15 protein-coding genes are annotated in these 14,479 nt (G+C 37.1%); 14 read left to right on the top strand and 1 reads right to left on the bottom strand.

Annotation, left to right across the window (positions count from 1 at the left end):
* Positions 1-13 precede the first annotated feature (13 nt).
* From J5J03_RS09895 to spoVM, 6 genes are all read left to right on the top strand, one after another.
* Positions 14-763 (top strand): Stp1/IreP family PP2C-type Ser/Thr phosphatase, encoded by a 750-nt coding sequence (locus J5J03_RS09895; RefSeq protein ID WP_208589221.1) that lies wholly within the window; start codon positions 14-16, stop codon positions 761-763.
* Entirely contained in the window at positions 757-2,751 is a 1,995-nt protein-coding gene (pknB, locus tag J5J03_RS09890) for a Stk1 family PASTA domain-containing Ser/Thr kinase (RefSeq protein ID WP_208589209.1), read from the top strand. The genes J5J03_RS09895 and pknB overlap by 7 nt, the downstream gene beginning before the upstream one ends.
* Positions 2,752-3,633, top strand: coding sequence for a ribosome small subunit-dependent GTPase A (gene rsgA, locus J5J03_RS09885; protein ID WP_208589208.1), 882 nt, complete (start codon positions 2,752-2,754; stop codon positions 3,631-3,633). It begins immediately after the preceding gene.
* A gap of 1 nt (position 3,634) precedes the next feature.
* Positions 3,635-4,282, top strand: a complete 648-nt coding sequence (rpe, locus tag J5J03_RS09880; protein WP_208589202.1) for a ribulose-phosphate 3-epimerase — start codon at positions 3,635-3,637, stop codon at positions 4,280-4,282.
* Positions 4,283-4,330: 48 nt separating this feature from the next.
* Positions 4,331-4,969, top strand: coding sequence for a thiamine diphosphokinase (locus J5J03_RS09875; RefSeq protein WP_208589200.1), 639 nt, complete (start codon positions 4,331-4,333; stop codon positions 4,967-4,969).
* A 112-nt stretch (positions 4,970-5,081) separates the two neighbouring features.
* On the top strand, positions 5,082-5,180 hold the full coding sequence (spoVM, locus tag J5J03_RS22360) for a stage V sporulation protein SpoVM (RefSeq protein ID WP_083939039.1): 99 nt from the start codon (positions 5,082-5,084) through the stop codon (positions 5,178-5,180).
* A gap of 65 nt (positions 5,181-5,245) precedes the next feature.
* Here the strand turns inward: spoVM and rpmB are convergent, their stop codons facing one another.
* A complete protein-coding gene (gene rpmB / locus J5J03_RS09865) occupies positions 5,246-5,434 on the bottom strand; it encodes a 50S ribosomal protein L28 (RefSeq protein ID WP_018932714.1) in 189 nt (62 codons plus the stop codon).
* Between the two features lie 452 nt (positions 5,435-5,886).
* Between rpmB and J5J03_RS09860 the strand changes: the two genes are divergently transcribed.
* From J5J03_RS09860 to acpP, 8 genes are all read left to right on the top strand, one after another.
* Positions 5,887-6,249 carry an Asp23/Gls24 family envelope stress response protein gene (locus tag J5J03_RS09860; protein ID WP_208589196.1) on the top strand — a complete coding sequence of 121 codons (363 nt, stop codon included), beginning with the start codon at positions 5,887-5,889 and terminating at the stop codon, positions 6,247-6,249.
* Positions 6,250-6,318: 69 nt separating this feature from the next.
* Positions 6,319-7,983, top strand: coding sequence for a DAK2 domain-containing protein (locus J5J03_RS09855; protein ID WP_208589194.1), 1,665 nt, complete (start codon positions 6,319-6,321; stop codon positions 7,981-7,983).
* A gap of 644 nt (positions 7,984-8,627) precedes the next feature.
* Positions 8,628-10,670 (top strand): ATP-dependent DNA helicase RecG, encoded by a 2,043-nt coding sequence (recG, locus tag J5J03_RS09850; RefSeq protein ID WP_407927828.1) that lies wholly within the window; start codon positions 8,628-8,630, stop codon positions 10,668-10,670.
* A gap of 102 nt (positions 10,671-10,772) precedes the next feature.
* Positions 10,773-11,354 (top strand): transcription factor FapR, encoded by a 582-nt coding sequence (fapR, locus tag J5J03_RS09845; protein WP_208589184.1) that lies wholly within the window; start codon positions 10,773-10,775, stop codon positions 11,352-11,354.
* Positions 11,351-12,355: a phosphate acyltransferase PlsX gene (gene plsX, locus J5J03_RS09840; RefSeq protein WP_208589182.1), complete on the top strand. Its 1,005-nt coding sequence runs from the start codon at positions 11,351-11,353 to the stop codon at positions 12,353-12,355. Before fapR ends, plsX begins: the two co-directional genes overlap by 4 nt.
* Before the next feature lie 3 nt (positions 12,356-12,358).
* Complete coding sequence (fabD, locus tag J5J03_RS09835; RefSeq protein WP_208589181.1) at positions 12,359-13,303, top strand: ACP S-malonyltransferase; 945 nt, start codon at positions 12,359-12,361, stop codon at positions 13,301-13,303.
* A gap of 2 nt (positions 13,304-13,305) precedes the next feature.
* A complete protein-coding gene (gene fabG, locus J5J03_RS09830; RefSeq protein ID WP_208589180.1) occupies positions 13,306-14,046 on the top strand; it encodes a 3-oxoacyl-[acyl-carrier-protein] reductase in 741 nt (246 codons plus the stop codon).
* A 36-nt stretch (positions 14,047-14,082) separates the two neighbouring features.
* On the top strand, positions 14,083-14,316 hold the full coding sequence (acpP, locus tag J5J03_RS09825; RefSeq protein WP_018932706.1) for an acyl carrier protein: 234 nt from the start codon (positions 14,083-14,085) through the stop codon (positions 14,314-14,316).
* The last annotated feature ends 163 nt before the right edge of the window (positions 14,317-14,479 follow it).

Here is a 14,479-nt window from a genome sequence, read left to right as displayed (position 1 = left end):
AAGAGGTGTTGAAATGAAATACGTATATCAATCCGACAAAGGTAAGGTCCGTAAATTAAATGAAGATGCTGTAGCTGTTTTCCCTAGAGAAAATGCGTTACTTGCAGTGGTAGCTGATGGTATGGGCGGACACCAAGCAGGAGATGTGGCTAGTAAACTTACTATTGAACAAATAGAAAAAATGTGGTCGGAACTGGATGAACCTTTGGAACATCTAGATTTAGAAAGCTGGTTAGCAGATGCTATTAAGAAAGTAAATAACGTGGTATACGAAAAAGCTCAATCGGACAGTGCTTGTCAAGGGATGGGAACTACCATTGTGGTTGCAATTTGTACTGCGCAAGAGCTGGTAATTGGCCATATTGGAGATAGCCGTGCCTACTTATTTAATCCATCAACTTGGAAACAAGTAACAGCTGACCATTCCTTAGTAGGTGAGCTGGTCCGTACTGGACAATTATCAGAAGAAGATGCACAAGTACACCCAAAAAGGAATGTTATTTTAAAGGCCTTAGGTACAGAGAGAGAATTAGAACCAGATATTTTTCATGCTAAGTGGGATAAATATGAACGATTACTAATTTGTTCCGATGGGTTAACCAATAAAATTACAGATGAGGAACTACATCACATTATTATGCAAACAGAGGATGACAAGTTAACCCAAACATTAATTGATTTGGCTAATGAACGCGGCGGAGAAGACAACATAACGCTTGCGATTATTAATCAGAACGAAGAAGTTGGTGAGCCACCATGCTAGAAGGAAAAGTATTAAATGAACGATACGAGATCATTAAATTAATTGGTGGCGGTGGAATGGCCAATGTCTATCTGGGAAATGATACTATTCTGGAAAGACAAGTAGCTATTAAAGTATTACGTTTAGAATATGCCAATGATGAAGAGTTTATTACAAGATTTCACCGAGAAGCACAAGCAGCTACGAGCTTATCACATCCAAATATCGTTAATATCTTTGATGTTGGGGAAGAAAATCAAATATACTATATGGTAATGGAATACGTGGATGGGATGACGTTAAAGCAATACATACAATTGCATGCACCGATAGAAGTAGAGGAAGTCATAGAAATTATGACGCAAATTACTTCTGCTATTTCACATGCCCATGATAATGGCTTAATTCATCGAGATATCAAGCCGCAAAATATATTAATTGACCCTTATGGTCAAATTAAAGTAACTGATTTTGGTATTGCGATAGCATTAAGTGCAACGGCTTTAACACAAACCAATTCAATGTTGGGATCCGTGCATTATTTGTCACCGGAACAAGCACGAGGCGGTAAAGCTAATCGCAAATCAGATATCTATTCTTTAGGAATTGTTTTATTTGAATTATTAACAGGTCAATTGCCATTTTCAGGACAATCAGCCGTTTCGATTGCACTCAAACATTTACAATCTGAAACACCGTCAGTAAAAGAATTTAACCCGAGAGTGCCTCAATCTGTAGAAAATATTGTCTTAAAGTCAACAGCTAAAGATCCGTTTCATCGCTATCAGGAAGTTTTCGAAATGGAAGCGGAGTTAACACATGCGCTCGATCCAAGCCAATTACATGTAGCTAAATTCGTGCCACCGGAATCCGACGATACGATTACAAAAGCTATACCGATTGTGAAGGATGATGAAAATGTAAATAACACTCTGGTTGACGAAGAGACAACGATCGTTACGAAAGGTATTAATAATGAAGAACAGGATAAACCGAAGGAAAAGAAAAAGAAGAAGCGTAAAAAAACGTTTATTTTGGTTACGAGTTTATTTGTGATCTTGTTCGGCGCAATTTTGTTAGCATTGTTCGTGTTGCCTAGTTTATTTCAACCGAAAGATGTACAAGTTCCTGATGTAACTGGATTAAGTTATGAAGAAGCACTTCAAGAATTAGAAGATTTAAAATTGAATGTGTTGAAGGAAGAAGACCACGATGAAGAAGTAGAAGAAAACCACGTGATCGAAACTTATCCACGCTCCAATGACACGGTGAAAGAAGGGAAAGATATTACGGTCTATGTCAGTTTAGGACCTGAGGCGGTTGTTTTCGATGATTATGTCGGCAATAACTATGAACGCATTGAAGGGATCCTTCTTGATGAAGGGTTTAATGATGTTAAGTTTTACGAGGAATTCTCGGATCGACCAGTAGGTGAAATTATTGCTCAATATCAACCTTCTCCAGGTGATGAAGTTGTACCACGAGATACAAATGTTATTTTTGAAATTAGTAAAGGTCCAGAAAAAATAACATTAAACAGATTGGTTGGATTACATGTGGATGAAGCAACAGATTATTTAAAAGATAGGGACCTTTCAGCTGATGTTAAAGAGGTACATCATGATGAAGTGGAAGAAGGTCATGTCATTGAGCAGAACCCGTCTGCAAATGAAGAGGTTGAAAAGGGAGAAGTCGTCGAACTAACAGTGTCAAAAGGGCCTGAGCCAAAAGAACCTATTACTCATACGGAATCATTCACCGTACCATATACTGGTGAGAATAATGAGGAAACAGATGAACCAGAGCCTCAAGAAATCAGTATTTATGTAGGAGATATGAATAACGAGGTTTCGGAACTATATCAGGATGTAGAGATGATTACAGAAGATACAACATTTACGATTGAATTAACGATTGAACCTGATGAGGAAGGAACTTATAAAGTGATTAAAGATGACGAAATCATCATAGAAAAAACGTTAACGTATGAAGATGTAGAGGGTGAGTAAATGCCAAAAGGTAAAATTGTCAAGGCACTGAGTGGCTTTTATTATGTGCAATATGAAGGTGGTCTTGTCCAATGCCGTGGAAGAGGGGTTTTTCGCCAAAAAAAGATTACGCCTCTTGTTGGTGACTTTGTCGAATTTGAATACCGCGATAAAAAAGAGGGTTATATTCTTTCTATCGATGGACGTGATAATCAATTAACACGTCCACCGGTAGCTAATGTGGATCAGGCTATTATTGTCGCCTCTGTTAAAGAACCGGATTTAAGCCTTAATCTTTTAGATAAATTTCTCGTATTGGTTGAGTCAAAAGTCATTAGACCATTATTGTTTTTTACTAAAATGGATTTGCTTACGGATCAGGAAGCTGTGCTTATTAAAGATAAGCTCGCTTATTATAAAAAGATCGGCTATACAGTGGAGTTTCTCTCTACGAAAGATAAGGAAGTAAACCAACAATTATCTGTTTACCTAAATAATAATGTTTCTGTTTTTGCCGGGCAATCTGGTGTCGGAAAAACATCACTTCTGAACCGAATTATACCTGGTTTACAGTTAGAAACAGACTACATCTCAGAAAGTTTAGGTAGAGGTAAGCATACAACTCGACATGTGGAGCTTATTCCATTTGAACAAGGATTAATTGCTGATACACCTGGATTCAGTGCCTTAGATTTTAAAGAAATTGAGTTAGAAGAATTACCAGGCTGTTTTCCGGAATTCGTTGATTTACAAGGTCAGTGTAAATTTAGAGGATGTATGCATATTAAAGAGCCTAAATGTGCAGTTAAAGCAGCTTTAGATCAACAAGAAATCTTAGAAGATCGTTATCAAAACTATTTGCAATTTGTAGAAGAAATTAAAAATAGAAAGCCGAGGTATTAACATGCGTACGAAAATAGCACCATCGATTTTATCAGCTGATTTCTCCATTTTAAAAGAAGAAATTGAAGATGTATTAGAGGGAGGAGCAGACTATATACATGTTGATGTGATGGATGGACATTTTGTACCAAACATTACGATAGGACCGTTAGTTTTATCTGCTATTCGACCTGTAACAGATGCAATCCTTGATGTACATCTCATGATTGAAAAACCTGATCGTTACATACAAGACTTTATTGATGCTGGTGCAGATATCTTAACTGTTCATGTTGAAGCTTGTACCCATTTACACCGGACTATACATATGATTAAGGATGCGGGTGTTAAACCTGGGGTTGTTATTAATCCGGCAACACCAGTAGAAATGATTAAACCGATTATTAAAGATGTCGAACTTGTTCTATTTATGACCGTTAACCCTGGCTTTGGTGGACAAACTTTCATCCCTGAAGTGTTAGATAAAGTAAGACAAGCTGTACAATGGCGAGAAGAATTAGGTTTATCATTTGAAATTGAGGTAGATGGAGGAGTAAACGAAGAAACAGCGCAACAATGTATAGAAGCAGGTGTTGATGTTCTAGTAGCTGGAAGTGCAATATTTAATGAAAAAGATCGGGCGTCAGCTATTCAAAAAATTAGAAATTAGACCCTGTTCAGAGTCGGTTATTTTTAAAATGAGGAAGGGTTGTTTGACGTGAATATTGGAATCGTCGCGGGAGGACCTGAAAAAGCACTTGCCTCCTTACTTTCCTATCGGGATGATATTGATATTTGGATAGGAGCAGACTTAGGTGCTTCCTATCTTTTAAGAAATCAATTACCTATTGATATTGCAATAGGTGATTTTGACTCACTTGACAACGAAGAAAAACAAGTTATTAAAAAACAGGCAAATAACTTTCGTGAGTTTCCTCCAGAAAAAAATGAAACAGACTTAGAATTAGCGGTTGCAGCAGCTCTTTCTTATCAGCCTGCTTCCATTTTTTTGTTTGGTGTTACTGCTGGCAGGCTGGATCATGAATTAGCGAATATCCAGCTGCTTTATCGCCTATTAGAAAAAAACGTTAGTGCAAAAATAATTGATCATAAAAATATCTTATCTATTTATAAGCCAGGTTATTATAGTGTCCAGGCGAATAGTTCTGAACTAATATCATTTATACCGCTAACCCCTACTGTAGAAGGGCTGACCTTAGATGGATTCTATTATCCTTTAGATAATTATACAGTTACATGGGGAAGTACTCGTTGTATATCAAATCAATTAATTAACGAACAAGGTACTTTTTTATTTAATGATGGCATATTAATAATGATAAAGAGTACGGAATAAGCAATCCGTAAAATCTTATGAAAATATGGAAAGGTATGCAATTATAGTCATGTATCCTCATAAGCTGTATAAGAATCAGATGTTGTAATGATAATGATGAGGTTATGTCTTCATGGTGAAGAGGAGGGGTATGATGAAATTTTATACAATTAAGCTCCCGCGGTTTATCGGTGGTTTCATTCGAGCATTGTTAGGTTCAGGGAAAAAATAAAGAAAAAAGGCTCCTTGTCAACAGGAGCCTTTTTTCTTCTCTACTTTTAAGAGTTGATTATAAAATTAAACGCGTTCTACTTTGCCTGATTTAAGCGCACGAGCAGAAACATACACACGTTTTGGTTTGCCGTCAACCATGATTCTAACTTTTTGTACGTTTGCTTTCCAATTACGCTTATTTGCATTCATAGCGTGTGAACGCTTATTTCCTGAAGTCGTTTTACGACCAGTTACTACACATTTACGTCCCATTACTTTGTTCCCTCCTACCTAACTCAATCCATACTTATATAATTTATCATAGTTTTTATGATTTTGCAATTTCAAATTAGAAAAGTATTTAGGAATTAATGTAGGGTAGGTTTTTGTATGTTTTGGTTTGGTCAATTCGCTTTTTTAGAGGTTGCATGTAGCATTTCTTATAATTGCTTGACATAGACGTGATTTTCATACATTCTATAATGGAATACCCTTATATTTTATAGCACTTTAGGACCTAAAAATTTTGGCAGTGAAGTCTTTTGATATAGTGAAAAATAAAACTCTACATATTATAAGATAAACAAATTATAAGATAAACAAAGACTTCGCTAGTACTTGGTGATAAGCCATTTTTTTCTAATAATAAATTAAAACGCAAATATAAAATGGTGTAGACACTGATGGAACTTTTTCTTTTATTTATTTAAGAAGGAGGATAAAATATGTCAATAGAACTAAAAACAGAAGATGGCCATGTAACGATTACAAATGAAGTAATAGCAACTATCGCTGGTGGTGCTGCCATAGAATGTTATGGTATTGTTGGTATGGCTTCGAAAAAACAACTACGTGATGGTATTGCAGAAATTTTAAGAAAAGAAAACTTTGCCAAAGGTGTTGTCGTTCGACAAGATGATGAAGATGTGCACATTGATATGTATATCATTGTAAGCTATGGTACAAAAATTTCTGAAGTTGCACATAACGTTCAATCACAGGTAAAATATAATCTTGAAAAAACGCTCGGTTTAAAAATTAATTCAATCAATATTTATATTCAAGGCGTACGTGTGATTCAAGATTAATTACGATTATCTACTATTTCGTGCAAAATTCGTTATTTCGGAAATAGGAGCAGAGGGAGGAACACGCAAGTGACGCAAAAAAATATAGATGGGGCATTGTTTGCCAATATGGTGTTAGCTGGTGCGCGCAGTTTAGCAAATAATGCTGAGAAAATAGATGCTTTAAATGTATTTCCAGTACCAGATGGCGACACTGGAACAAATATGAATTTATCTATTACCTCCGGGGCAAACGAGGTGAAAAAAGCAAATCATGATAGTGTCTCAGAAGTAGCTAATGCATTTGCCAAAGGATTACTAATGGGAGCTAGAGGTAATTCAGGTGTTATCTTATCACAATTATTCAGAGGTTTTGCCAAAGGATTAGAAGGAACAGTTAAATTGGATATTGAGAGCTTTGTTACAGCACTTGAGAGTGGTGTGAATACTGCCTATAAAGCAGTGATGAAACCGGTAGAAGGAACGATTCTTACCGTTGCAAAAGACACAGCTGCTGAAGCAAAGAAAATTGCAGAAGAGGAACAGGATATTGTTGCTTTTATGGAACAAGTTGTTCAAGCTGCGAAACAATCTTTGAAGAGAACACCAGAACTTTTACCTGTGCTAAAAGAAGTAGGAGTAGTAGACAGTGGTGGACAAGGATTAGTCGTGATTTATGAAGGATTTTTAGCAGTATTAAAAGGTGAAGAAGTACCGGAGTCCTCTCAAGATGACACAATGGATTTAGATGATCTAGTCAGTGCAGAGCATCACAAACTGGCACAAGACTATATGAGTACTGACGAAATTGAGTATGGTTATTGTACAGAATTTATGGTTCGTTTCGAAGAAGATAAACTAAAAGAACATCCATATGATGAGGCTGCTTTTAGAGAAGAATTAAGCGAGCATGGTGATTCATTATTAGTTGTATCAGATGATGAAATTGTCAAAGTTCATATTCATGCGGAATACCCTGGTGATGTTTTCAATTTAGGACAACGGTTTGGTAGCTTTATTCATTTAAAAGCAGAAAATATGAGAGAACAACATTCCAGCATTGTCGATCAGAAAAAAGAGAAGCCTAAAGCAAAGCAACCTTTCGGAGTAGTAACAGTTGCAATGGGAGATGGCCTGACAGAATTATTTAAAAGCTTAGGAGCAACAGTTGTGATTCAAGGTGGTCAAACCATGAATCCGAGTACACAGGATTTAACAAATGCTATTGAAGAGGCAAATGCTGAAAATATTATTATATTGCCTAATAATAAAAATATTGTGATGGCTGCTGAACAGGCTGCCGAACTAGCTGAAGTTAATGTAGCAGTAGTGCCGACGAAAACAATCCCACAAGGCATGTCTGCTATGTTAACGTATAATCCTGAGCTTAGTTTGGATGAAAATAAAGAAACAATGACTGATGCAAGCAAGGAAGTAAAAACTGGTCAGATAACCTATGCCGTTCGTGATACACAGATAGAAGGCATGACGATTGAAAATGGTCATTATATGGGGCTTGCTGATGGAAAAATTAAAGTAACAAACGCTGATCAAATGACTGTTATCAAGGAATTGTTAACTGAAATGATCGAGGCAGATGAAGATGAGATTGTTACTGTTATTCGGGGAGAAGAAACAACTGATCATGAAGAAAATGAAATTATTGCATTTATCGAGGATAATTTTGAAGATATAGAAGTGGAAGTTCATCAAGGTAACCAACCGATCTATTCTTATATATTTTCTATCGAATAAAAACAAAAGCTCTATCCCAGGTGATAGAGCTTTTTATCCAATTTGAGCACAAAATCCATATACTGCGCAGTAACTGGACATGGATTTGCTCTCTTCCATTCTGCATTTTGATAAGTGCTGCCATACGCTCCGGCAGAATACTGCGCTTTCCGTGGGCGGTTTTTAGCTAACTTGGCAAAGAAAAACACTTTGCCAAGTGGATCTTCAGTTCTCGTGAGTCCCACAGGAGTCTCCGTATTCTGCCTCCGCTAATTTTAGTGTTCTGATATTGTAAGAATGGAACTTAGGGAACTATATTCTTAGGATTTCCTGTTATTTCATCAGAACACTACACTAAGCTGCGGAAAAAATGCGAGACTCCTGTGGGAAAGGAACAGTCTGAATACCCCGCGTGATGCACCTGCGTCTCCTAGTAAAGCTTCGAAGTAGGCTTCCTCGGTGCAAGGGAACAAATATGTTTAAATCAAGAAGTTCCCTGGCTGAAGCGTTCCCCACGGAAAGTGAGTATTTTTTCCGCAGCGTCGTTTCAGCACTCATCATTATCCAGAATGGGAGAAAGCCTTACTTTTTCACCTTTCATTACTTCGCAGTATATATCTACTGAGAACCTGGTGGGTTGTATTATATAATTGAATTAAGAGAGTGTGAGTAAAATGAATAATATTTCTGTTCAAGAAGTGAAAGGGGTCGGGCCAAAGCTTGCTGAAACGCTCGAACAAATTGGCATCCATACAATTGAAGATCTGCTATATTACTTTCCAAACCGATATGATCATTATGAACAAAAACCACTTCATGAACTGATACATAATGAAAAAGTGACGATAGTTGGTGAAGTTATCCACGAGCCAACCGTACAATTTTATCAAAGAAAAAAATCCAGGATGGTTGTTTCTTTACGTGTTAATGGAGCAGTTGTAAAGGGTGTCCTCTTTAACCGTGCCTTTGCCAAAAAGCATTTTATTCCAGGTGAAGAAGTATCGGTAAATGGAAAATGGGATCAACACCGGCTGCAAATAACGATTGATAATTATAAAAAGGGCGCAATAGAAGGCTCAAGTCCTATTACCCCGATTTACTCTTCCAAAGGAGACATTAAAAATGCTCAATTCCAAAAAATAATGGAGAGTGCATTGGCTACCTTCCGTGATCAAATTACCGAAATTCTCCCGACTTCTTATTTAGATAAGTACAAATTACCAAATCGGGCCGATGGCTTGGGGAATATTCATTTTCCTCCATCCTTTCAACAGTTAAAACACGCCAAGAGGCGGTTTATTTATGAAGAATTATTGCTGTTTCAAATAAAAATGCAACTCTACCGAAAGAGAAACCGGGAAGCTACAAAAGGTAATGCCAAAGAGATTAATATGGAAAAAGTAAAACAGTTGATCGAACAATTACCTTTTATTTTAACTTCTGCTCAGAAAAACGCCTTAGCAGAAATTTTTAAGGATCTGCAATCACCTTACCGGATGAATCGATTATTACAGGGCGATGTTGGTTCAGGTAAGACTGCTGTAGCTGTTATTAGTCTTTATGGAGTTGTTACAGCAGGTAAGCAAGTTGCTTTAATGGTTCCAACAGAAATTTTAGCGGAACAACATGAAGAGTCTTTAAAACAGTTATTACCAGATGATGTTAGTGTACATCGGTTAACTGGATCAATAAAGGGCAAAAAGCGAAAAGAAATGCTAACAGAAATTGAAAATGGTTCATGTAATGTCGTAATAGGTACACACGCACTCATTCAGGACGATGTAAATTTTGACAACTTAGGGTATGTCATTATCGATGAACAACATCGATTTGGTGTTCAACAACGTAATATATTACGTGAAAAAGGTATTTTAGCAGATATTTTATTTATGACCGCTACACCTATACCAAGAACTTTATCTATTACTGCATTTGGAGATATGGATGTTTCCAAAATTGATGAAATGCCTAAGGGCAGAAAGCCAATTGAAACTTATTGGGTCAAGCATAACATGTTTGAAAGAACCGTTAATTTTGTATATAAGGAAATAAAGAAAGGTTCTCAAGCATATATTATTTGTCCCTTAATTGAAGAATCAGATAAATTAGATATTCAGAATGCATTGGATTTATATCATCAATTACAAACCATTTTACAAGATAAGGCAACAGTAGGACTTATGCATGGAAGATTAACGACCGAGGAAAAAGAACAGGTGATGAATGACTTTGCTGCGAACAAAGTTCAAGTACTAGTTTCAACTACAGTAGTAGAAGTAGGGGTCAATGTCCCGAATGCCACGGTGATGATGATCCAGGACGCAGATCGCTTTGGTTTATCACAATTACATCAATTAAGAGGACGTGTCGGGAGAGGAGATAAGCAAAGCTATTGTATTTTAGTAGCTGATCCTAAAGGTGAAACAGGGAAAGAACGTATGCGAATTATGACGGAAACAATTGATGGCTTTGTTTTGGCAGAACGAGATTTAGAACTGCGCGGTCCTGGTGATATATTTGGTGTCAAACAAAGCGGGTTACCAGAATTTAAATTAGCAGATTTAGTTCACGATTATCGAGCATTGGAAACAGCAAGAGCAGATGCAGTCGATATTGTCGAAAATGAATGGTGGAGAAATCCTGAATTCCAAGCATTAATGGAGTATTTACTTTCTCAAATTGAAATAGATCAGCAATTATTAAATTAGATTCACTTGCATATTTTTTAATGGTATTATATATTACTATTAGTACCTAGTCATAATTTTTCGTTGGAATGAATGATGACTTGCAGATGGACGGTGTAATTCATGAAAAGAAGTAAAAAAGAACGGCAGTCTTTGTTAAAAGAAACGATTGAAGCAAAGCCCTTTATTACGGATGAAGCACTAGCGAAATTATTTGATGTTAGCATTCAGACAATTCGTTTAGATCGGATGGAGTTAAATATTCCAGAGTTACGTGAACGGATCAAATCTGTTGCAACGAATAATTGGAATGAAACGGTTAAGGCACTTCCGATCGATGAGGTTATTGGTGAAATTATTGATTTAGAATTAGATAAACGTGCTATTTCAATTATGGATATTACTGGGGAACATGTTTTTTCACGAAATAAAATTGCGCGTGGCCACCATTTATTTGCGCAGGCTAACTCCCTTGCTGTTGCCGTTATCAATGATGAATTAGCACTAACAACAAATGCAAATATCAAATTTACCCGTCAAGTCGTACAGGGAGAACGGGTCATTGCAAAAGCACGAGTAGTAGGTCTAGAGAAAAACAATCGGACTGTAGTAGAAGTGCTTAGCTATGTGGATAACGAAACGGTTTTTTCGGGAGTTTTTGAAATGTTTCGATCGACTCAAGAGAAGGAAGGGAACGAATCATGAAAATCGCAATCGATGCTATGGGCGGCGACCATGCACCAAAGGAAATTGTATTAGGCGCATTAAAAGCTGTGAACCACTTTAGTGATCTGGAAATTACGTTAATTGGTGATGAAAATATGATAACTCCATATCTGGAGAAACATGCTGCAATTGAAGTTATTCATACGGAAGAGGAGATTACTAGTGATGATGAACCTGTAAAAGCAGTTCGCCGTAAAAAGAATGCCTCCTTAGTGCTCATGGCAAACGAAGTAAAAGCTGGACGTGCAGATGCTTGTATTTCTGCAGGAAACACGGGTGCTTTAATGAGTGCTGGGTTGTTTGTTGTCGGTAGAATCAAAGGGATAGACCGCCCGGCTTTAAGCCCGACACTTCCAACCGTTAATGGTAATGGCTTCTTATTGCTAGATGTGGGAGCAAATGTTGATGCCAAAGCACAACACCTGCAGCAATATGGTCTAATGGGATCTATTTATATGGAAAAAGTTCGTCAAGTAAAGAATCCGCGTATTGGACTTTTGAACGTTGGAACAGAGGATGGCAAAGGAAATGAATTAACAAAAAAAGCATTTGAGCTGTTGCAACAACTGCCGATTAATTTTGTTGGTAATGTCGAGGCGAGAGATCTGTTAAATGGTGTGGCGGATGTTGTTGTTACCGATGGATTTAGTGGAAATGTTGCCTTGAAAACAGTGGAAGGTACCGCTTTGACGATGTTTTCGATGATTAAAGACACATTTATGAGCAATACCAAAACCAAACTCGCTGCCGCACTTGTGAAAAAAGATCTAAAAGGCTTAAAAGAGCAATTAGATTATTCAGAGTACGGTGGTGCTGCATTATTTGGCCTCGCTGCTCCAGTGATCAAAGCGCACGGGTCATCCAATCAACAAGCCATTTTCAGTGCTATCCAACAAACAATAAACATTGTAGAAAAAGATGTAATCGGAAAGATAGAAGCTGACGTAAAAACGTTGCAAGCTGCTACTGAGGAGGAATAAATCGTGAAAAAGATCGCTTTTGTTTATCCTGGTCAAGGATCACAAGTAGTCGAAATGGGGAAAGACTTATATGAGGAGTATCCACAAGTAAGAGAGCTCTTTGATACTGCTAATGAACGTTTAGGTTATGACTTAACGTCGATTATGTTTGAAGGTCCTAAAGAGGTATTGACAAAAACGGAAAATACTCAACCAGCATTGTTATCAGTTAGTACAGCCATTACAAAAATCTTAGCGGAAAATAGTATTACACCATCTGTTACAAGTGGTCACAGTCTTGGGGAATATAGTGCACTTGTTGCAGCGAATGCTATTTCCTACTCTGATGCTGTTTCTTTAGTACATCAAAGAGGTAAGCTAATGGAAAATGCCTATCCTGAAGGAAAAGGCTCTATGGCGGCTGTTTTAGGAATGGATCAAGAAACCTTAGGTAATGAACTGCAAAAAATTAGTGAACAAGTGGATGGTGTTATCGAGATTGCTAACCTCAATTGTCCAGGACAAATCGTTGTATCTGGAACGAAATCAGCAATTGATGAAGCAGCTCACCATTTAAAAGCAGCAGGTGCAAAACGTGTATTACCTTTACCTGTGAGTGGGCCATTTCACTCAAGTCTAATGAAGTCAGCAGCTAAGGAGTTTCAACAATTAGTACATAATATTAATTGGTCTGATGCAGAAATACCTGTTTATGCAAATGTTACCGCTGATAAAGTCACTGAAAAAGAACAAATTCAGCAATTACTAGTAGAACAATTATATTCGCCAGTACGTTTTGAAGAAATTATCGAAAAACTATTGGAGGAGCCACTCGATGCGATTGTCGAAGTAGGCAGTGGCAAAGTGTTAACAGGTCTCGTAAAAAAAGTGAATCGTCGCGCGAAAACTTTTACTGTCCAAGACAAAGCAACATTATTTGAATTTATCGAATGGATGAAGGAGGATTAACCATGTTAAAGGATCAAGTCGCACTAATAACAGGTGCCTCAAGAGGAATCGGACGAGAAATTGCTTTAACTTTTGCTAGTAAAGGTGCAAAAGTAGTGGTAAACTACTCTGGAAGTGAAAATAAAGCTCAAGAAGTAGTAGATCAAATCATTGCTGACGGAGGAGAAGCAATTAAGATCAAAGCAAATGTCAGTGATGAAAATGACGTCAAAGCAATGGTGAAAGAAACGACGAAAACGTTTGGCAGTCTCGATATTTTAGTGAATAATGCAGGTATTACAAAAGATAATTTATTGATGCGCATGAGTGAAGCTGACTTTGATGATGTCATTGACATAAACTTAAAAGGGGTATTCCTATGTACCAAAGCAGTGACACGTCAAATGATGAAACAAAAAAGTGGTCGAATTATTAATGTATCCTCTGTTGTTGGTATAAGCGGCAACCCTGGTCAGGCAAATTATGTCTCTGCTAAGGCGGGTGTTATTGGTTTAACGAAAACAACTGCGAAGGAATTAGCAGCTAGAAATATATTAGTCAATGCTATTGCACCTGGCTTTATTGCAACAGATATGACTGATCAACTCACAGAAGAACAGAAAGAGCAAATGCTTGCATTAATTCCATTAAATAAATTAGGAGAAGCGAAAGATGTAGCGAATGTTGCTTTATTCTTAGCTTCTGAACAAGCTAATTATGTTACCGGACAAACTATACCGGTTGATGGAGGTATGGTTATGTAGGAAGGTACATATACTTTGAAAGGAGGTGACGTGAAAATGTCAGAGACTTTTGAGAAAGTAAAGCAAATCGTTGTCGATCGTCTTGATGTAGACGAAGATAAAGTTACGCTTGAAGCATCATTTAAAGATGATTTGGAAGCTGATTCTCTTGATGTTGTAGAACTTGTAATGGAATTAGAAGACGAGTTCGACATGGAAATTGCTGATGAAGATGCGGAAAAAATTGCTACAGTAGGTGATGCTGTAAATTACATAGACAGCAACCAATAGAACTGTTCAATCAAGTAATAAGTTTCGGCTGTCTAAGAGTACAGTCTGTACAGATTAACCCGTTTCAATCAACATGAAACGGGTTTGTCCTTTATGAAAACCAAAATTCTTGAATTAGTGGTGTGTTTCTAATCCAGTAAGACAAAACCAAAACTATTAAAAA

Origin of the sequence: Gracilibacillus suaedae (assembly GCF_017599345.1) — a bacterium.
Lineage (GTDB): Bacteria > Bacillota > Bacilli > Bacillales > Amphibacillaceae > Gracilibacillus > Gracilibacillus suaedae.
Note: the sequence above shows the minus strand (reverse complement) of the source record. Positions and strands in the feature narration are given on the sequence as shown.